The 17,282-nt window shown below is 68.0% G+C and carries 16 protein-coding genes; 13 read left to right on the top strand and 3 right to left on the bottom strand.

Features of this window, described 5'->3' with window-relative positions:
* Positions 1-2 precede the first annotated feature (2 nt).
* The 4 genes from EV650_RS16270 to EV650_RS16255 are packed head-to-tail and all read left to right on the top strand — an operon-like array spanning position 3 to position 2,783.
* Positions 3-1,019 carry a proline racemase family protein gene (locus EV650_RS16270; RefSeq protein WP_134120102.1) on the top strand — a complete coding sequence of 339 codons (1,017 nt, stop codon included), beginning with the start codon at positions 3-5 and terminating at the stop codon, positions 1,017-1,019.
* Entirely contained in the window at positions 1,016-1,825 is an 810-nt protein-coding gene (gene proC, locus EV650_RS16265; protein ID WP_134119586.1) for a pyrroline-5-carboxylate reductase, read from the top strand. Before EV650_RS16270 ends, proC begins: the two co-directional genes overlap by 4 nt.
* 12 nt (positions 1,826-1,837) lie before the next feature.
* A complete protein-coding gene (locus EV650_RS16260; protein WP_134119585.1) occupies positions 1,838-2,206 on the top strand; it encodes a hypothetical protein in 369 nt (122 codons plus the stop codon).
* Entirely contained in the window at positions 2,178-2,783 is a 606-nt protein-coding gene (locus tag EV650_RS16255; RefSeq protein ID WP_134119584.1) for an HD domain-containing protein, read from the top strand. Before EV650_RS16260 ends, EV650_RS16255 begins: the two co-directional genes overlap by 29 nt.
* On the opposite strand, the gene ppk2 is transcribed toward EV650_RS16255, so the two are convergent.
* Positions 2,780-3,586, bottom strand: coding sequence for a polyphosphate kinase 2 (ppk2, locus tag EV650_RS16250; protein ID WP_134119583.1), 807 nt, complete (start codon positions 3,584-3,586; stop codon positions 2,780-2,782). The genes EV650_RS16255 and ppk2 overlap by 4 nt on opposite strands.
* A gap of 133 nt (positions 3,587-3,719) precedes the next feature.
* Between ppk2 and gap the strand changes: the two genes are divergently transcribed.
* The 7 genes from gap (at position 3,720) to EV650_RS16215 (ending at position 11,875) form a co-directional block, all read left to right on the top strand.
* A complete protein-coding gene (gene gap, locus EV650_RS16245) occupies positions 3,720-4,727 on the top strand; it encodes a type I glyceraldehyde-3-phosphate dehydrogenase (RefSeq protein WP_134119582.1) in 1,008 nt (335 codons plus the stop codon).
* Positions 4,728-4,763: 36 nt separating this feature from the next.
* Entirely contained in the window at positions 4,764-5,612 is an 849-nt protein-coding gene (locus EV650_RS16240; protein WP_134119581.1) for a universal stress protein, read from the top strand.
* A 42-nt stretch (positions 5,613-5,654) separates the two neighbouring features.
* Entirely contained in the window at positions 5,655-6,707 is a 1,053-nt protein-coding gene (locus tag EV650_RS16235; protein WP_134119580.1) for a zinc-dependent alcohol dehydrogenase family protein, read from the top strand.
* 196 nt (positions 6,708-6,903) lie between these two features.
* Positions 6,904-7,458, top strand: a complete 555-nt coding sequence (locus EV650_RS16230; RefSeq protein ID WP_134119579.1) for a hypothetical protein — start codon at positions 6,904-6,906, stop codon at positions 7,456-7,458.
* 61 nt (positions 7,459-7,519) lie between these two features.
* Positions 7,520-8,449, top strand: a complete 930-nt coding sequence (locus tag EV650_RS16225; RefSeq protein ID WP_134119578.1) for a universal stress protein — start codon at positions 7,520-7,522, stop codon at positions 8,447-8,449.
* Positions 8,450-8,451: 2 nt separating this feature from the next.
* Positions 8,452-9,009 (top strand): flavodoxin family protein, encoded by a 558-nt coding sequence (locus EV650_RS16220; RefSeq protein ID WP_134119577.1) that lies wholly within the window; start codon positions 8,452-8,454, stop codon positions 9,007-9,009.
* 151 nt (positions 9,010-9,160) lie between these two features.
* Entirely contained in the window at positions 9,161-11,875 is a 2,715-nt protein-coding gene (locus EV650_RS16215; RefSeq protein WP_134119576.1) for a bifunctional acetate--CoA ligase family protein/GNAT family N-acetyltransferase, read from the top strand.
* Between the two features lie 21 nt (positions 11,876-11,896).
* On the opposite strand, the gene EV650_RS16210 is transcribed toward EV650_RS16215, so the two are convergent.
* Positions 11,897-12,253: a hypothetical protein gene (locus tag EV650_RS16210; protein WP_134119575.1), complete on the bottom strand. Its 357-nt coding sequence runs from the start codon at positions 12,251-12,253 to the stop codon at positions 11,897-11,899.
* A gap of 143 nt (positions 12,254-12,396) precedes the next feature.
* On the opposite strand from EV650_RS16210, the gene EV650_RS16205 reads away from it, so the two are divergent.
* Both EV650_RS16205 and EV650_RS16200 read left to right on the top strand, forming a co-directional pair.
* Positions 12,397-14,079, top strand: a complete 1,683-nt coding sequence (locus EV650_RS16205; protein WP_134119574.1) for a SulP family inorganic anion transporter — start codon at positions 12,397-12,399, stop codon at positions 14,077-14,079.
* Positions 14,080-14,195: 116 nt separating this feature from the next.
* Entirely contained in the window at positions 14,196-16,571 is a 2,376-nt protein-coding gene (locus EV650_RS16200) for a phosphoketolase family protein (RefSeq protein ID WP_134119573.1), read from the top strand.
* Positions 16,572-16,663: 92 nt separating this feature from the next.
* Here EV650_RS16200 and EV650_RS16195 read toward each other — a convergent pair whose 3' ends face one another.
* A complete protein-coding gene (locus EV650_RS16195) occupies positions 16,664-17,278 on the bottom strand; it encodes a DUF11 domain-containing protein (protein WP_134119572.1) in 615 nt (204 codons plus the stop codon).
* Positions 17,279-17,282: the final 4 nt, after the last annotated feature.

Raw genomic sequence — 17,282 nt, 5'->3', positions numbered from 1 at the left:
ACATGGTGATGGCCGAGGTGAGCGTGACGGACTACCACACCGCCGGCGAGCCGTTTCGGATCGTGACGGGAGGTCTGCCGGAGATTCCTGGGGCGACGGTGCTCGACCGGCGGTCGTATGCGCAGGGGTCGGCGGAGGTTGACGCCGTACGGCAACTGCTGGTCAACGAGCCTCGTGGCCACGCCGACATGTACGGCGGATTCCTGGTGCCGGCTGACGACGACGGCGCCGACCTGGGTGTGCTGTTCTGGCACAAGGACGGCTACTCGACGGCTTGTGGGCATGGCACGATCGCGCTCGGCGCGTGGGCGGTCCGGACCGGGCAGGTAGCCGCTGCTGCGGACGGTGACACGGAGGTCCTGATCGACGTTCCGTCTGGCCGGGTCGTCGCGCGGGTGACCTGTGTGGGTGGCGAGGTGCAGCAGGTCGCGTTCCGGAACATTCCGTCGTACGTCGTTGCCCGTGGCATCGAAGTGAAGACCGGCCGGGGGCAGGTGCAGGCCGACGTCAGCTACGGCGGCGCCCTGTACGCGTTCGTCGCGGCTCGATCCGTCGGTCTGAGCGTGGCACCTGAGCACACCGCGGACCTGATCGCGGTCGGGCGCGAGATCAAGTGGGCCCTCAACGACACCGAGTGGGCGCGCCATCCGAGCGACAGCCGCCTCGACGGCATCTACGGCACCATTCTGTACGACGACCTCGGCGACGATGCCGACGGCCCGCACCAGCGCAACGTGACGATCTTCGCGGACGGCGAGCTGGACCGATCGCCGTGCGGATCGGGCACCTCCGCCCGGATCGCCCTGTTGGCCCACGACGGCCGGCTGCCGATCGGGCGAACCCTGCGGCACGAGTCGATCGTCGGTACGACGTTCCTCGGCCGGGTGACCGAACTCGTCCGCGCCGACGGCCATGACGCGGTCGTCACCGAGGTCGCCGGTATGGCCTACGAGACCGGCCGCGCTACCTTCACGCTGGATCCCCACGATCCGCTCGGCACCGGATTCGTGCTGCGATGACAGCGCCGGGTCGGCTCGCGATCATTGGTGGCGGCAACATCTGCGCGGCGTTGTTGTCCGGCCTGCTTGACGGCGAGCTGCTGGATCGGGATCGGATCGCGGTGGTCGAGCAGTTGCCCGACAGAGCGGCGTACCTGCGCGATCGTTTCGGTGTTTCGACGCTGGATCTCGCTCAGGCTGTTCGGGCGGCTGACACCGTCCTGATCATGGTGAAGCCCTACCACGTCGAGGATCTGCTCCCTCGGTTGCAGTTGACGGCCGAGCAGTTGGTCATCTCGGTGGTCGGCGGCATCAGCACGACTCAGATCGAGAGCGGCCTGCCGCCGAAGACACCCGTCGTACGTGCGATGCCGAACACGGCGGCCTCGGTCGGTGAAGCCATGACGGCGATCAGCGCGGGCTCCTTCGCGGAGGACGTACATCTGCAGCGGGCCGAGTCGCTGCTCCGCGCGGTCGGCAAGGTGGCCCGGGTGCCGGAGAGTCAGATGAATGCGATCACGGCGTTCTCGGGGAGCGGACCGGCCTTCTTCTTCTACTTCGCGGAGGCGTTGATCGACGCCGGGGTGCTGCTCGGACTGCCTCGTGCCCTGTCCGAGGAGATGGTGATTCAGACGGCCGTGGGCGCGGCCGCGATGCTTCGTGATTCAGGCGAGGACCCGGTCAGCCTGCGCGCCGCCGTCAGTAGCCCGGGCGGAACCACCATCACAGCGATCCGCGAACTCGAAAAAGCCGGCCTCCGCGGCACTGTCATGGTCGCAACCGAGGCCGGCCGCGACCGAACCGCACAGATCGGTCAGCAATCGTGAGAGATTGAGTGAATGGCGACCTGGCAGGATGTCGAACGGATCGCCGGTGAACTCGCCGGCGCCAAGCCCGGCCATGCACACGAGGGATCCTCGACCTTCGATATCGGCCGCCACCCATTCGCCAGACTCCGATGGGACGACACCGGCCGAGAGATCCTCCAATTCTGGTCCCTGGACCTCGACGCTCCGGACATCCTCGCGGACCGCTCAGACGTCTTCTTCGTCGTCAACGTCTTCAAGGTCAAGGCGACGATCTGGGCCTGGCTCGACCGCTTGGGCGAGACCGAACTGACCGAGATCCTGACAGACTCCTGGCTCGCCCGGCGCGGCGTCCGCGCCGTACCGTCGAAGGATGACCGTCGTGGACCTCGTGATTCCTGATACCGCCGCGTCGTTGGCGGCTTCGGAGGTGGCTTCCGCCTACCAGTCCGCTGCCTTGCTGAGCCACTCGCACCGCGTCTACCTGTGGGCGGCCGGATACGCCAGAAAGCACGGCATCCGGTGCGACGGCGAGTTGCTGTTCGTGGCTGCGATGTTCCACGACATCAGCCTGGCGCCGGAGTTCGACAGTCACACAGTGTCCTTCGAGGAGGCCGGCGGCCATGTCGCCCGCGTGTTCGCCGCGGGTGCCGGCTGGCCGAGCGAGCGCCGCGAACGCCTCGGTCAGGTGATCGTCAGGCACATGTGGCCCGACGTGGACGTGGCCGATGATCCCGAGGGCCACCTGCTGTCGCGAGCGGCGGCGGTGGACATCGTCGGGAAGAACCTCGACGACTTCAGCCCTGCCTTCCAGGACGAAGTACTCCGACGGTATCCCCGGCTCGGGCTCGCGGACGAGTTCCTCGCGTGCTTCCGTGCTCAGGCCGAGCGGAAGCCGGACAGTTCCGCCGCCCGGGCAGTCAAGTCCGGCCTCAGCTCCAGGATCGCCGCGAACCCCCTCGACGCGTTGGACCGCTAGCGCCGGAGTTCGGTCGCGTGGTCGGGGACTTGGGTCTGCATCTCTCGCGGCGTGCGTTCGTACCCCTTGGTGGGCGGCCGCGGTGGCAGTTCTAGCGGCAGTCGCTGGACCTCGTGGTACGGCACGGTCGACAGCAGGTGCGCGATCATGTTGATCCGCGCGGAGCGCTTGTCCTCGCTCTCGACGACGTACCAAGGCGCTTCGGGGATGTCGGTGTGGACGAACATCTCGTCCTTGGCGCGCGAGTAGTCCTCCCAGCGGGTGATCGACTCGAGGTCCATCGGGGAGAGTTTCCAGCGCCGCATCGGGTCCTCGAGGCGGCTGCGGAAGCGGCTCTCCTGTTCGCTGTCGCTGACCGAGAACCAGTACTTGCGCAGCAGTACGCCGTCCTCGACCAGGAGCCGCTCGAAGATCGGGCACTGATGCAGAAACCGTGCGTACTCCTGGTTGGTGCAGAAGCCCATCACCCGCTCGACGCCGGCCCGGTTGTACCAGCTGCGGTCGAACAGCACGATCTCACCCGCGGCCGGCAGGTGGTCGACGTACCGCTGGAAGTACCACTGCGACCGTTCCCGCTCGGTCGGCGCGGGGAGCGCGGCGATCCGCGCGACGCGGGGGTTGAGGAATTCGGTCACGCGTTTGATCGTGCTGCCCTTCCCGGCGGCGTCACGTCCCTCGAAGATCACCACGACTCGGGCGCCCTCGACCCGGACCCACTCCTGCAGCTTCACCAGTTCGGCCTGCAGCCGCAGTAGCTCCTGCTCGTACAGCTTCTTCGGCAACCGCTTCTTCGCAGCACTCATCCCTGAACCATCTCGCATCCGCGCCCGGCTTGCACGGTCCACCTCGCGGGCAAGACGGGACCTTCGACTCTGCAAGTTCCTCGATCCAGCCGGTCGAATGAAGGTGACGGTACAGCCGACTGAGGGACTGACGATGAGTGTTCGGGTAGGAATCAACGGGTTCGGGCGGATCGGGCGGGACTATCTGCGCTGTGTGCTCGAACGGCCGTCGAGCGGGGTCGAGGTGGTCGCGATCAACGATGTCGCGACACCGGCGACTCTCGCGCACCTGCTGCGCTACGACTCGACGTACGGGCCCTTGAAGGAAGAGGTCGGTCACACCGACGACTCGATCACGGTCGGCGGCAGGACCATTCGGGCGACCGCCGAACGTGATCCGGCCAAGCTCGACTGGGCCGGCCTGGGCGTCGACATCGTGATCGAGTCGACCGGCAAGTTCCGTACCCGCGAGACGGCCGGAGCGCACCTGACCGCCGGTGCTCGCAAGGTGATCTTGTCGGTGCCTGGCAAGGACGTCGACACCACTGTCGTGCTCGGCGTCAACGAGGACGACTACGACCCGGCCACGCATCACGTGATCTCGAACGCTTCGTGTACGACGAATTGCGTGGCGCCGATGGTGTCGGTGCTGCACCGGGCCTTCGGTATCGAGCGTGGTTTGATGACGACGATCCACAGTTACACCAACGACCAGGTGCTGCTGGACTCGCCGCACAAGGATCTGCGCCGTGGACGTTCGGGCGCCACCAACCTGATCCCGACGAGCACCGGTGCGGCCCGCGCGGTCGGTCTGGTGATCCCTGAGTTGGCCGGGAAGATCGACGGTGTCGCCGTGCGGGTTCCGATCGAGGACGGGTCGCTGACCGATCTGACCGTCGAGCTGTCCGAGGCGGCCACGGTGGAGCAGGTGAACCAGGTCTTCGCCGATGCCGCGGCCGGACAGCTGAAGGGCATCTTGCGTTACACCACGGATCCGATCGTGTCGCACGACATCATCGGCGATCCGTCGTCGTGCATCTTCGACGCGCAGCTCACGCAGGTCCAGGACCACCTGGTCAAGGTCTTCGGTTGGTACGACAACGAGTGGGGCTACACCAGCCGCCTGGTCGACCTGACCGAGCTGGTCGCGAGTTCCCTGTGACGGGAGCCGACAAGAGTCGATGAAAGGAGCGGATCGATGAAGAAATACATCCTCGTGGGTGTCGACGACACGGCCGAGAGTCAGGTTGCGTTGCACTGGGCCGTCGAGGCGGCCGATGGGCGTGGCTTGGCGGTCCGGGTGATCCGGGCCTATCTGGACGAGCTCAGTCGGTGGCCGGCGCTGGGCATCGAAGGGTACGTTCCGCCGCCGACGCCGCTCGACAAGTTCCAGCAGGAGCTGGATCACGCGGTGCAGTACGCGCGGGACCGGCTCGGGTACGACGGCGGCTCCGGTTGGCTGGCGAGTTCTGATGCGTCCAATGCGATCCTGAGCGAGGCCGGCCGGGCCGAGATGGTTGTTCTCGGAACCCGGTCCCGGAGCAAGATGTCCGCCGCGGTGATGGGGTCGGTGGCGACGTCGGTCGCGGCGAAGGCGCCGTGCCCGGTGGTCGTGGTGCGCGGTGGACGTCGTACCGGAACGGTGGTTGTGGGCAGCGACGGATCGACCGAGTCCGCCGATGCCTTGGAGTTCGCCTTCGAGGAGGCGGCCCGGAGCGGGCAGCCACTGCGGGTCGTGCATTGCTGGCGGCCGATGGACAACCACGTGTCGCCGATCGCGATCACGCAGGAGCTGCTCACGAGCTGGCTCGCCGAGACCGTCGCGCCGTACCGCGAGAAGTTCCCGACAGTCAAGGTGACGGCGTCCTTGGCCGAGGGCCGGGCGAGCGCCCGACTGATCGAGTTGTCGGAGGGCGCGTCTCTCATGGTCGTCGGTTCCCGCGGCCGCGGTGGTGTCGCCGGCCTGCTGCTGGGATCCGTCAGCCAAAGCCTGCTGCACCACGCGGACGCACCGGTCGCCGTCGTCCGCCGGCACCAGGAGTCATGAGCGGCACCTGAAGGTGGAGAGTTTCGTCAAGGGAGGTCTGTGATGAAGGCATTGGTTTACAACGGTCCGGGGCAGCGGAGCTGGCAGGAAGTGCCGGACCCGGTGATCCAGGATCCGGAGGACGCGATCGTCCGCGTCGACGCGGTGACGATCTGTGGTACCGATCTGCACATCCTGAAGGGCGACGTGCCGACGGTCCAGCCGGGCCGGATCCTCGGTCACGAGGCAGTCGGCACGATCACGGCTGTCGGTAGCGGCGTTCGTGGCGTGGCGATCGGCGATCGGGTGCTGATCTCGTGCATTTCGTCGTGCGGTCGGTGTGAGTACTGCCGGCAGGGCCACTACGGCCAATGCCTCGGCGGTGGTGGCTGGATCCTCGGTCACCTGATCGACGGCACTCAGGCCGAGCAGGTTCGGGTTCCGTTCGCGGATCGGTCCGTGTACAAGCTGCCTGACAACGTCACTGACGAAGCGGCGGTGCTGCTCGCGGACATCCTGCCGACGTCGTACGAGGTCGGTGTGCTGAACGGCAAGGTCGCGCCGGGCGACACGGTCGTGATCGTGGGAGCAGGCCCGATCGGCCTGGCGGCGATCGCCACCAGCAAGCTGTTCAGCCCCACGCGGATCGTCGTGGTCGACGCCGCCGACTCGCGGCGGAAGGCCGCGCTCCTGCGGGGCGCGGACCTGGCGCTCGATCCGGACGAGGACGTAGAGGCCACGGTTCGTGAGCTGACGGGTGGTCTCGGCGCCGATGTGGCGATCGAGGCGGTCGGGATCCCGGCCACGTTCGAGCTGTGCACCCGCGTCGTACGGCCGGGCGGTCGGGTCGCGAACGTCGGCGTACATGGTGCGGCGGTGACGCTCCATCTCGAGGATCTCTGGATCAAGAACGTCACCATCACCACGGGTCTGGTCGACACGTGGACGACGCCGCGGCTGCTGGCGATGGTCGCGGCCGGCCGGCTGGAGCTGTCCGAGCTGATCACCCATCGGTTCGGTCTCCACGAGATGCAGGACGCGTACGACGTGTTCTCGCGTCCCGCGGTCACCGGGGCCCTGAAGGTCGCCCTGTTCAGCCAAGCCGGAGTCGAGTAACGACAGAACAGCCGCGGTCCGCAACCTGAAGTCGCGGACCGCGGCTGTTGTCTGTCTTGTGCCCGATCAGGCGCCTCGCGGCATACGTCCCGGGGTCGGCAGGGCCTTCGGCTCGTCGGGAGGTGCGAACGGCTCTGACCCGGTGAGCGTCGAGAGCCCACGATCGAGGTATCGGAATCGAAGAAAGGACGACATCATGACCACCACCTCGCACCAGCGCCGCTTGCCGGCTTCCACGACGGAGACCGATCGGCGCCCGATCATCACCACGACAGCAGGGCGTGCGATCGCCGTACTGCGGATCGCCTTCGGGCTCGAGTTCCTGTGGGCCTTCGTCGACAAGGTGTTCGGCCTGGGCTACGCCACCCCGTCCGGTAAGGGCTGGATCGACGGTGGCGATCCGACCGCCGGCTTCCTCGGCAAGGGCACCAGCGGCCCGATGAGCGACTTCTATCACTCGCTGGTCGGTGACTGGTGGGTCACGCCGCTGTTCATGATCAGTCTGGCCGGGATCGGCCTGGCGCTGACGCTCGGTATCGGGATGCGGATCGCGGCCGTCGCCGGGACCCTGCTGTACCTGCTGATGTGGTCGGCGAACCTGCCGCCGGAGACGAACCCGGTCCTGGACGACCACATCCTCGGCGCCATCACTGTCGTCGTCCTCGCATTGGTTGCTGCTGGCAACGTGTGGGGTCTGGGCAAGTGGTGGACCGGTCTCGACTTCGTCCGCCGGTACCCGTGGCTGCGATGAAACGACATGACCGTTGAGGACCGTTTCGGTAGCCGTGGCGAACTGAAGGAAGGCATGTGAGATGAGCACTTGGAACCGGACCGGACCCGTGGTGGTCGAAGTCAACGGCAGTCCGGAGAACCTGCGGGTGGTGGACTACGCGTCCGCGGAGGCGCTTCGGGTCGGTGCGGAACTGGTGCTGGTCGCGCCGTACTCGGCGCACAGTCCGTTCTCGCCGATGGCGCCGGGATCTGCGCCGAAGCCGCCGGCTGAGCTCGCGGATGCGGCGTTGCGGGCGGCTGTCGCCCAGGTGCGGCATCGCGATGGTTATGCGACGGAGCTGGCCGCGGTGGCCGTCGAGGGCTCGCGTGTGCGAGTGCTCGCACACGCGGCGCGGAGCGCGCGGATGCTGGTGGTCGGTCGGCCCCGCAGCCGGGGCGCGCAGAGGCTGGTGAACACCCACGCCAGCCTGACACTGGCCAGCCGGGCCGGCTGCCCGGTGGTCGTCGTACCGGCGACCTGGAAGCCGTCGCTGGTGGACCGGAAGGTTGCCGTCGGCATCGATGGTACGGCGCTGTCCACGGAGGCGCTGGAGTTCGCGTTCGGCGTCGCCGCCGGACGCGAAGGAGATCTGGTCATCGTGCATGCCGGGCTGCCGGCGGAGCGAGCGTCCGACGACGAGGATCCGGATCACACCTGGATCAGCCGGGCGGATCACCTGCTCTCAGAGACGCTGGCGCCGTGGACGAGCCGGTTCCCGGACGTCAAGGTGACTCGGTTCCTGAGCAGCCGGAAGCCGGCCGCCGCGCTGGTGCACGAGAGCGGCGACGTCGGGCTGGTCGTGGTCGGATCGCACGCCGGCCCGCTGCCGATCGACCCGGTGGCGCGGCGTTCGGTCGCAGCGATGACCTGTCCGGTTGCGGTCGTGCCACATCACCCGGCCACGGCCGAGGGTGAGCACGTCCAGCACAGCTCGTCCGTCGCCGATGTACTGATCCGATCGGAGGCCTGATCATGTCCGAGACCGTTCGTGCGCTGATCGTGTACGAGTCGATGTTCGGGAACACCGAGCGGGTCGCGCAGGCGATCCGCGACGGGTTGCGTGGCAGTCTCCCGGCCGACATGGTGCCGGTGTACCAGGCGCCGAGCGCCATCCCGGCGGATGTGCGGCTGCTGGTCGTCGGCGGTCCGACGCACGCGTTCTCGATGAGCCGTGTGACGACCCGGCAGGAGGCCTGGAAGCAGGCCGATGTGGTGATGCCGATCGAGGTCGGGATCCGGGAGTGGCTGAGCGTACTCGGGATCGACACGCAGGACGCCAGTGGTCGCCCTGCGAGTCGGCTGGAGGTCGCGACCTTCGACACCCGGATCGCGAAGGGTCGCCGGCTGCCGGGGTCGGCTGCGCGGGCTGCGGCGAAGGTGCTGCGGCGGATGGGCTTCCGGCTGACGTCGTCGGCGAGTTTCTTCGTGGACGAGACCACGGGCCCGATCTCCGAGGTCGAGGTCGAACGCGCCCGCCACTGGGGCGAGGAGCTCGGCAGCATCCTCACCGGCTCCTCGACCGCCGTCTGAAAGCCAGCGGAGGAGCGATGCTACCGACCGGCCCGGGCAGCAGGTCCCTAGACCGCGGTCAGAGCCAAAGGTCCCGCGGGCTTGGGACCCAACGGCACTGGCACGCGCGCGTGTGGAGGGGTGGGCTGGTGGAGTGTCGGAAGGAGACATCATGACGGCGGTCGAGCAGGTGGGCGAGCGGCCCGGCGCGGGCTGGGACGTGCTGGCCTCGGACGGATCGGTGGTGCGGATCCGTCCGCTCCGCGAGGACGACGAGCCGCGGCTGCAGGCGATGAACCAGCGGGTGTCGGACCGGTCGATCTACCTGCGGTTCTTCGGAATCAGCCGGTCCTCCGCCGATGAGCAGACGCACCATCTGACCACAGACCACGACGGGCATGTCGCGTTGGTGGCCGAGTACGACGATCGGCTGGTCGGCGTGGCGAGCTACGAACCGCTGAGCACCGGCGAGGCCGAGATGGCCTTCCTGCTCGAGGACTCCGTACAACGCCGGGGAATCGGCACGTTGTTGCTCGAGCAGCTCGCGGCCGTGGCCCGGGAGAACGGGATCGAGCGGCTCCTCGCCGACACACTGCTCGAGAACGTGGGCATGCTGCGGGTGTTCGCCGACTCCGGCTTCGAACAGGTCCGCAAGCTCGACAGTGGAGTGATCGAGCTGGTGCTGGACACGGCGTACCGCCCGTCCACGCTGGAACGCATGGCTGACCGGGAGCGGGCAGCCGAAGACCGGTCGCTGCACCGCGTGTTCTCGCCGCGAGCGGTGGCGGTCGTCGGGGCCGGCCGGAAACCCGGCGGCATCGGCCACGAGGTGCTCGTCAACATCGTGAGGGGCAAGTTCACCGGCTCCGTGTACGCCGTCAATCCGCACGCGGACCTGATCGGGGACGTACCGGCGTACCCGTCGATCGCGGCAGTGCCTCGCCAGATCGATCTCGTCGTCATCGCGGTCCCGGCGGAGCAGGTGCCGCAGGTCCTGACGGACTGCGGCGAGCGAGGTGTCGCCGGCGCGGTGGTCCTGACCTCGGGGTTCGCTGAGCTCTCCGGGCTGGGTGATACCGGCCGGGCGGTCCAGCGGGAGATCCTGGAGATCGCTCGCCGGCACAGCATCCGGCTGATCGGCCCGAACTGCCTCGGGCTGGTCAACACGGCTCCCGAGGTCAGTCTCAACGCGACCTTCGCCGAGATGGTGCCGATGCCCGGATCGCTGGCGATCGCGGCGCAGTCGGGTGCGGTCGGCATCGCGGTGCTCGAGCAGGCGGCCCGGACCGGACTCGGGATCTCCGAGTTCGTTTCCCTCGGCAACAAAGTGGATGTCAGTGGCAACGACCTGCTGCTGCACTGGTGGGGCGACCCACGAACCGCGGTGATCGGGTTGTACCTGGAGTCGTTCGGCAATCCGCGGAAGTTCGGCGGGTTGGCCCGGCTGGTCGGGCGGACGAAGCCGATCCTGGTCGTGAAGGGTGGCCGCTCGGTCGGCGGTCGGCGGGCCGGTGTCTCGCACACGGCCGCGGCCGCGACGCCCGAGACGGCTGTCGACGCGTTGTTCGCGCAGTCCGGCGTACTGCGGATGGACACCGTCGAGGAACTGGTGGAGACAGCGCGAGTGCTCGCGGTCCGGCCGTTGCCCCGCGGTCGTCGGCTGGCTGTGGTGGGCAACGCAGGCGGAGCCGGCGTACTCGCGGCCGATGCAGCCGGGCGACTCGGGCTCGAGCTGCCGGAGTTGAGTCAAGCGGTTCAGCAGGAGCTGACCGCGACTGGCGCGGTGGGCAGTGGGAATCCCGTCGATCTCGGCGCGGCCGCTTCCCCGAAGAGCTTGGCGCAGGCGTTGAAGGTGATCATGGCCAGTGGCGAGGTCGACACCGTGCTCGTCTGCTACGCGGCGACGCGTGCCGGCCGGGTCGACGAGATCTTCGACGCCATCGCGACTGCCGCGGCCCTCGCCGACCTGCCGATCGTTGTGAACTGCGTCGGCTCGATCGACGCCGGGCCGGAGATCGCGTTGGCGGACGGGCGTCGCCTGCCGGTGTTCCCGTTCCCGGAGAGCGCCGTACGTGCCTTGGCCCAGGCTGTGCGGTACGCCGAGTGGCGGGCCCGCCCGCAGGGCGACGTACCGGACCTGACCCACGTCGATCCGATCGGAGCACGGGCGGTGGTACGGCGGTTCCTCGAGCGCAGTCCGGACGGTGGCTGGCTGGACTCGCTGCACACCGGCCAGTTGCTGCAGTGTGCGGGAGTTCCGGCGATTCCGGTCCTCGCCGCGTCGAGTCGCTCCGAGGCGATCGCGGCGGCCGAAACCGCGGGCTATCCGGTCGCGTTGAAGACGGCGGCTCCCGGCGTACTGCACAAGACCGATATCGGCGGCGTTCGGGTCGGACTGTCGAACTCGGTGCAATTGGGTACGGCGTACGCCGAGATCACTGCGGCGACCGGCGATCCGCACGTCGTGGTCCAGGCGATGGCTCCGAATGGGACCGAGTTGGTGATCGGCGTTGTCCGGGACCGGCTGTTCGGCCCGCTGCTGATGGCCGGCAGCGGTGGCATCCTGACCGACTTGCTCGCCGATCGCCAGTGGCGCGGCCTGCCGCTCACCGACCTCGACGCCACCGACATGCTGCACTCACTGCGCTGCGCTCCGTTGCTGGCCGGGTACCGAGGCGCTCAAGCCGCCGACCAGGAGGCGGTCCTCGACATCATCCACCGCATCGCCTGGCTCGCCGAGCTGGTCCCTGAACTGGCCGAGCTGGACATCAACCCCTTGATCGCCGGTCCCGCCGGCGCCTTCGCGGTCGACGTCAGGATGCGCCTGACGCCGACGACCCGCGAACCCGACTGGCACGCGCGCCACCTGCGCGCAGACAGCGCGTAAGACGCGCGTCTGCCTGGGTCATCACACGGTTTGAGTTGCTCGCTCGAGGCGCAGGGCGACGCTGGACAGGGCGCGCAGGGCGGCGATGGTCTCGGCGACCTGCTGGTGGGACGTGGGCGGGTGGACGGTCCGGTAGAGGTCGTTGCGGAGGTCTTCGAGGTGGTCGATGTGGTGCTCGATCTCGTGAGCGAGGATCGCGTCGTGCGGCTGCTCGTTCGCGAGCGCGGGCAGGATGTGGCCGCGGTAGGCGGTGATCGTGTGCTGAGCCTCGGCGAAGCGGCGTTCCTCGAGGAACCAGTTGTCCGAGGTGCTGTTCTCCGCGATGCTGCGGAGCTCGGCCTCCCAGCGCTCGATCTCCTGCTGCAATGTGGTGGTCATGACTGCTGCTCCTTGCTGGAATAGATCTCTCTTCAGAGTCGCGGTGGAAAGGAGTGCGCCGCTGCGGGCAAGAGTCCCGACTCGGGAGGTCCTTCGGCGGCCGGTCGCCGGTCGGCGCGGTCAGTAGCGAGCGGAGGTGTGCGATGGCCGGATGGTCGTTGTCTGCTCCCGGCATCGCTGTGCTGCGCGGTTATCGCCTGCGCTGGCTGCGACCTGACATAGTCGCCGGTGTCACGGTGGCGGCGTACTTCGTGCCGCAGGTGATGGCCTACTCGCAGCTGGCCGGATTGCCGGCCGTGACCGGTCTCTGGGCCGCGCTGGGTCCGCTGGTGCTGTACTTCTTGCTCGGGTCGTCGCGGTTGCTGTCGCTGGGACCGGAGTCGACGACGGCTCTGCTGACGGCCACGGCGGTTGGTCCATTGGCTGCCGGTGATCCGGCTCGCTATGCGGTGCTGGCCGCCGTACTGGCGCTGTTGGTCGGCGTGATCTGCGTCGTCGGGTGGTTGGCCCGGCTGGGATTCCTCGCCGACTTGTTGTCGAAGCCGGTGCTGATCGGCTATCTGGCCGGGATCGCGGTGATCATGATGACCGGTCAGCTCGGGCGGCTGACCGGGGCACCGGTGCACGGAGATTCGCCGCCGGCCGAGGTCTGGTCCGCAGTCCGGCTGTTCGGTCAGTGGCGCTTGGCTCCGGTCGCGTTGTCGGTGGTTGCGTTGGCCCTGTTGCTTGTCTTGGCACGTTGGACGCCGTGGCTACCCGGGCCGCTGATCGTCGTTGCCCTGGCGGCTTTGGTGACGTGGGCTGCTGGTCTTGCGGACAGGGGAGTGGCTCTGGTCGGCGAGGTGCCGAGCGGTCTGCCGGCCCCCCACCTGCCGTCCCTGACTGCTGGAGACATCGGTCTGCTTGCCGTGCCGGCGTTGGGTGTCGCGCTGGTCGGCTACACGGACACGGTCCTGACGGGTCGCGCCTTCGCGACCCGTGGTGGAGAGCGTCCCGATCCCGATCGTGAGCTGCTCGTCCTCGGACTCGGAAACCTCTCCGCGTCATTGGTGCGCGGATTCCCGATCAGTAGCAGCGGCAGCCGGACCGCGGTCGCGGTGGCCGCCGGTGCGAAGAGCCAGGTGTACTCGCTGGTGGCCGCGGCGGTCATCGTCGCCACGCTGCTGTTCGCCGGTCCGTTGCTGTCGGCGTTCCCGATCCCCGCACTCGGTGCCCTCGTGGTCTTCGCCGCGGTCCGGTTGATCGACGTCGCCGAGTTCCGCCGGATCGCGGCGTTCCGCCGGACCGAGTTCGTGCTGGCCGTCGCGACGGCGGTCGGCGTGATCGCGCTCGATGTCCTGTACGGCGTACTGGTCGCGGTCGCGCTGTCGGTTCTCGACGTACTGCGTCGGGTCGCCCGCCCGCACGACGGGATCCTGGGCTACGTGCCGGGCATCGCCGGCATGCACGACATCGACGACTACCCCGACGCGCGGCCGGTCCCGGGGCTGGTGGTCTACCGCTACGACTCGCCGCTGTTCTTCGCCAACGCCGAGGACTTCCGCCGCCGCGCCTTGGCCGCGGTCGCCGCCGCCGAGCCTCCGGTGCGCTGGCTGCTCCTCAACGCCGAGGCCAACATCCAGATCGACAGCACCGCCGTCGATGCCCTCGATTCGCTGCGCGAAGAGCTGGCCGAACGCGGCATCGTGCTGACGATGGCGAGAGTGAAACAAGACCTCCGCGACGATCTGCAGGCGGCCGGATTTCTTGACCGGCTGGGCCCCGATCGGGTGTTCTACACCCTCCCGACCGCTGTTGAGGCGTTTCGGCAGGAGTTCCCGGACTGACCGGGTGACGGGACCTCTGGCGTCGGCAGGCGGGACGTCCGTCCCTGGTGACTGTTCACCTTCGCGAGCAACAGTGGGGTGACCCCATATCGCGATCGCTCGGAGGGTATCGAAGCATGCACGAGATCCTGGAGAAGCCGCTCAGCGCCGACGAGGTGGACGCGCTCGACGCGTACTGGCGGGCCGCGAACTATCTGTCGGTCGGACAGATCTATCTGATGCGCAACGCACTGCTGCAGGAGCCGCTGCAACCGGAGGACGTCAAGCCGCGCCTGTTGGGCCACTGGGGGACCACCCCGGGCCTCAACATGCTGTATGCGCACCTGAATCGGGTCATCCGGCAACGCGATCTGAACATGATGTACGTGATCGGTCCCGGCCACGGTGGACCGGCGATCGCCGCGAACACGTGGTTGGAAGGCAGCTACAGCGAGACCTATCCCGACGTACCGCGGAACGCATCTGGGATGGAGCGACTCTTCCGCCAGTTCTCTTTCCCGGGTGGGATCCCGAGCCACGTGGCCCCGGAACTGCCCGGCTCGATCCACGAGGGTGGCGAGCTGGGCTATTCGCTCAGCCACGCGTACGGCGCGGTGCTCGACAACCCGGATCTCGTCGTCGCCTGTGTGATCGGTGACGGCGAGGCGGAGACCGGACCGCTGGCCGCGTCCTGGCACTCGAACAAGTTCCTCGACCCGCGGACCGACGGCGCAGTACTGCCGATCCTGCATCTGAACGGTTACAAGATCGCCAACCCGACGGTGCTGGCCCGGATCGGCGACGATGAGCTGACCAGTCTGCTGGAGGGGTACGGCTATCGGCCGTATCTGGTCGACGGTGACCAGCCCGAGTACGTGCACCAGCAGCTCGCGGCGACGCTCGACAGGGTCCTCGACGAGATCGCCGCCATCCAGTCCGAGGCGCGCGACGGCACGGGTGTTCCGCGCCGGCCGTGGCCGATGATCGTCCTGCGTACGCCGAAGGGCTGGACCGGGCCGCACGAGGTCGACGGTGTCCAGGTCGAAGGCACTTGGCGAGCCCATCAGGTGCCTGTGGGCGACGTACGGGGCAACCCGGAGCACCTCGAGCTGCTGGAGCAGTGGCTGCGGAGCTACCGCCCCGGCGAGCTGTTCGATCAGGCGGGCGCTCCGATCGATCGCCTCCTCGACCAGGTGCCGGTGGGCGATCGGCGGATGGGCTCGAACCCGCACAGCAACGGCGGGCCCGCTTCACGCGACTTGGTGCTGCCGGACGTCGCGTCGTACGCCGTGGCGGTTCCGGTGCCGGGGGCAACCGACCACGAGCCGACGCGGGTTCTGGGTGACTACCTGCGTGACGTGATGAGCGCGAACGCGACCGAACGCAACTTCCGTGTCTTCGGACCGGACGAGACGGCGTCGAACCGGCTTGATGCGTTGTACCAGGTCACCGGCAAGGCGTGGAACGCCGAGGTGCTTCCGACCGACGAACACCTGGCGGTGGACGGCCGGGTGATGGAGATCCTCAGCGAGCACACCTGCCAGGGCTGGCTCGAGGGGTACCTGCTGACCGGCCGGCACGGCTGGTTCTCCTGCTACGAAGCGTTCGTACACATCGTCGACTCGATGGTGAACCAGCATGCCAAGTGGCTGAAGGTCACTCGCGGGCTGCGGTGGCGCAAACCGATTCCCTCGCTCAATTATCTGCTGACCTCGCACGTATGGCGGCAGGACCACAACGGGTTCTCACACCAGGACCCTGGCTTCATCGACCACGTCGTCAACAAGAAGGCCGAGGTCGTCCGGGTCTACCTGCCGCCGGACACCAACACGTTGCTCGCCACCGCCGACCACTGTCTGCGGAGCAGGCACTACATCAATGTCGTTGTCGCGGGCAAGCAACCGCAGGCCGACTGGCTCGACCCCGAGGCCGCCGCGCTGCATTGTGCGCGAGGAATCGGCGTGTGGGACTTCGCCAGTAACGACGAAGGCGATCCGGACGTGGTACTGGCGTGCGCCGGCGACGTTCCGACCCAGGAGACGCTGGCCGCGGTGAGCCTGCTGCGCGAGCACCTGCCAGCCCTGCGGATCCGGGTGATCAACGTGGTCGACCTGATGCGCCTGCAGCCCGACACTGAGCACCCGCACGGTCTCACCGACGCCGAGTTCGATGCGCTCTTCACCACGGACAAGCCGGTCGTGTTCGCGTACCACGGCTATCCCTGGCTGATCCATCGCCTCACCTACCGACGGCACAACCACGACAACCTGCATGTCCGCGGCTACAAGGAGGAAGGCACCACCACGACCCCGTTCGACATGGTCGTCCGCAACGACCTCGACCGGTACCACCTCGCCATCGACGTGATTGACCGCGTCCCGCACCTCGGCCAGAGCGCCGTACAGACCCGCCAATGGCTGACCGACCAACGCACCCGCCACCACACCCACATCCTCGAGTACGGCGAAGACCTGCCGGAGGTCCGCAACTGGCGCTGGACACCGGACAACTGAAAGCGCGGATGAGCCCCGGCCACGCTGTCGTGCTGATTGAGGTGCGTCTGCCCGGTTTCGCCTACATGTTGCTGTTGGCAACGTGTCCGGGGTCAGGCCGGCTTGTGCCTTCGTCGCCGGGTGATGATGACAACGGCCGCGCCGATGGCGAGAGCGCCGCCGGCACCCGCGACGTACACGGTCTTGGTGGCGTTGCGATCGGGTGGCTGTGCCGCCGCGCGTTCGGCGGCGGCGCCGGCCGGTAGTTGGGCGGAGGACGCGGCGCAGACGATCGGAGGTGCCTTGGCGATGGATCTCGCGCAAGCCACCGTCGCCAGCCGGAGAAGCTCTGGCGGGGTTTTGGTCACGGTCATCGTCGAGTGAACGGTGGCTGTGCCGCCGGCCTTGAGGTTCACACTCCATTCGATGCTGAGCGGGTGCGCCGTGCCGGCGAGGTCCGCGGACTTGAACCGCAGGCCGGTCGGGACGCTCTGGCTGATCTTCAGTCCGGTGATGGCCGTGCCGCCCAGGTTCCGGACGGTGATCGCGTACGGGAGGAGATCACCTACCGCCGCTGAGGTCCGGCTGCTGTCGACGGCGATGCTCAACTGGGGGGTGGTCGACGCGCCGGCGTCGGTGCTGCTTGCGACCAGTAGTGCGGCAGCTGTGAGACCGAGCCCGCAGGACATCCGAAGTGGGGTCATCAGTAGGTGTCTGTTGGCGTTCATGGTT

This window comes from Kribbella kalugense (assembly GCF_004365875.1).
Classification (GTDB): domain Bacteria; phylum Actinomycetota; class Actinomycetes; order Propionibacteriales; family Kribbellaceae; genus Kribbella; species Kribbella kalugense.
This window is presented reverse-complemented; position numbering and strand designations above follow the sequence as displayed.

Bases quoted from the DNA above. Each gene is read 5' to 3' on its own strand.
- EV650_RS16270 (WP_134120102.1), top strand. From the start codon at position 3: ATGGTGATGGCCGAGGTGAGCGTGACGGACTACCACACCGCCGGCGAG.
- proC (WP_134119586.1), top strand. From the start codon at position 1,016: ATGACAGCGCCGGGTCGGCTCGCGATCATTGGTGGCGGCAACATCTGC.
- EV650_RS16260 (WP_134119585.1), top strand. From the start codon at position 1,838: ATGGCGACCTGGCAGGATGTCGAACGGATCGCCGGTGAACTCGCCGGC.
- EV650_RS16255 (WP_134119584.1), top strand. From the start codon at position 2,178: ATGACCGTCGTGGACCTCGTGATTCCTGATACCGCCGCGTCGTTGGCG.
- ppk2 (WP_134119583.1), bottom strand. From the start codon at position 3,586: ATGAGTGCTGCGAAGAAGCGGTTGCCGAAGAAGCTGTACGAGCAGGAG.
- gap (WP_134119582.1), top strand. From the start codon at position 3,720: ATGAGTGTTCGGGTAGGAATCAACGGGTTCGGGCGGATCGGGCGGGAC.
- EV650_RS16240 (WP_134119581.1), top strand. From the start codon at position 4,764: ATGAAGAAATACATCCTCGTGGGTGTCGACGACACGGCCGAGAGTCAG.
- EV650_RS16235 (WP_134119580.1), top strand. From the start codon at position 5,655: ATGAAGGCATTGGTTTACAACGGTCCGGGGCAGCGGAGCTGGCAGGAA.
- EV650_RS16230 (WP_134119579.1), top strand. From the start codon at position 6,904: ATGACCACCACCTCGCACCAGCGCCGCTTGCCGGCTTCCACGACGGAG.
- EV650_RS16225 (WP_134119578.1), top strand. From the start codon at position 7,520: ATGAGCACTTGGAACCGGACCGGACCCGTGGTGGTCGAAGTCAACGGC.
- EV650_RS16220 (WP_134119577.1), top strand. From the start codon at position 8,452: ATGTCCGAGACCGTTCGTGCGCTGATCGTGTACGAGTCGATGTTCGGG.
- EV650_RS16215 (WP_134119576.1), top strand. From the start codon at position 9,161: ATGACGGCGGTCGAGCAGGTGGGCGAGCGGCCCGGCGCGGGCTGGGAC.
- EV650_RS16210 (WP_134119575.1), bottom strand. From the start codon at position 12,253: ATGACCACCACATTGCAGCAGGAGATCGAGCGCTGGGAGGCCGAGCTC.
- EV650_RS16205 (WP_134119574.1), top strand. From the start codon at position 12,397: ATGGCCGGATGGTCGTTGTCTGCTCCCGGCATCGCTGTGCTGCGCGGT.
- EV650_RS16200 (WP_134119573.1), top strand. From the start codon at position 14,196: ATGCACGAGATCCTGGAGAAGCCGCTCAGCGCCGACGAGGTGGACGCG.
- EV650_RS16195 (WP_134119572.1), bottom strand. From the start codon at position 17,278: ATGAACGCCAACAGACACCTACTGATGACCCCACTTCGGATGTCCTGC.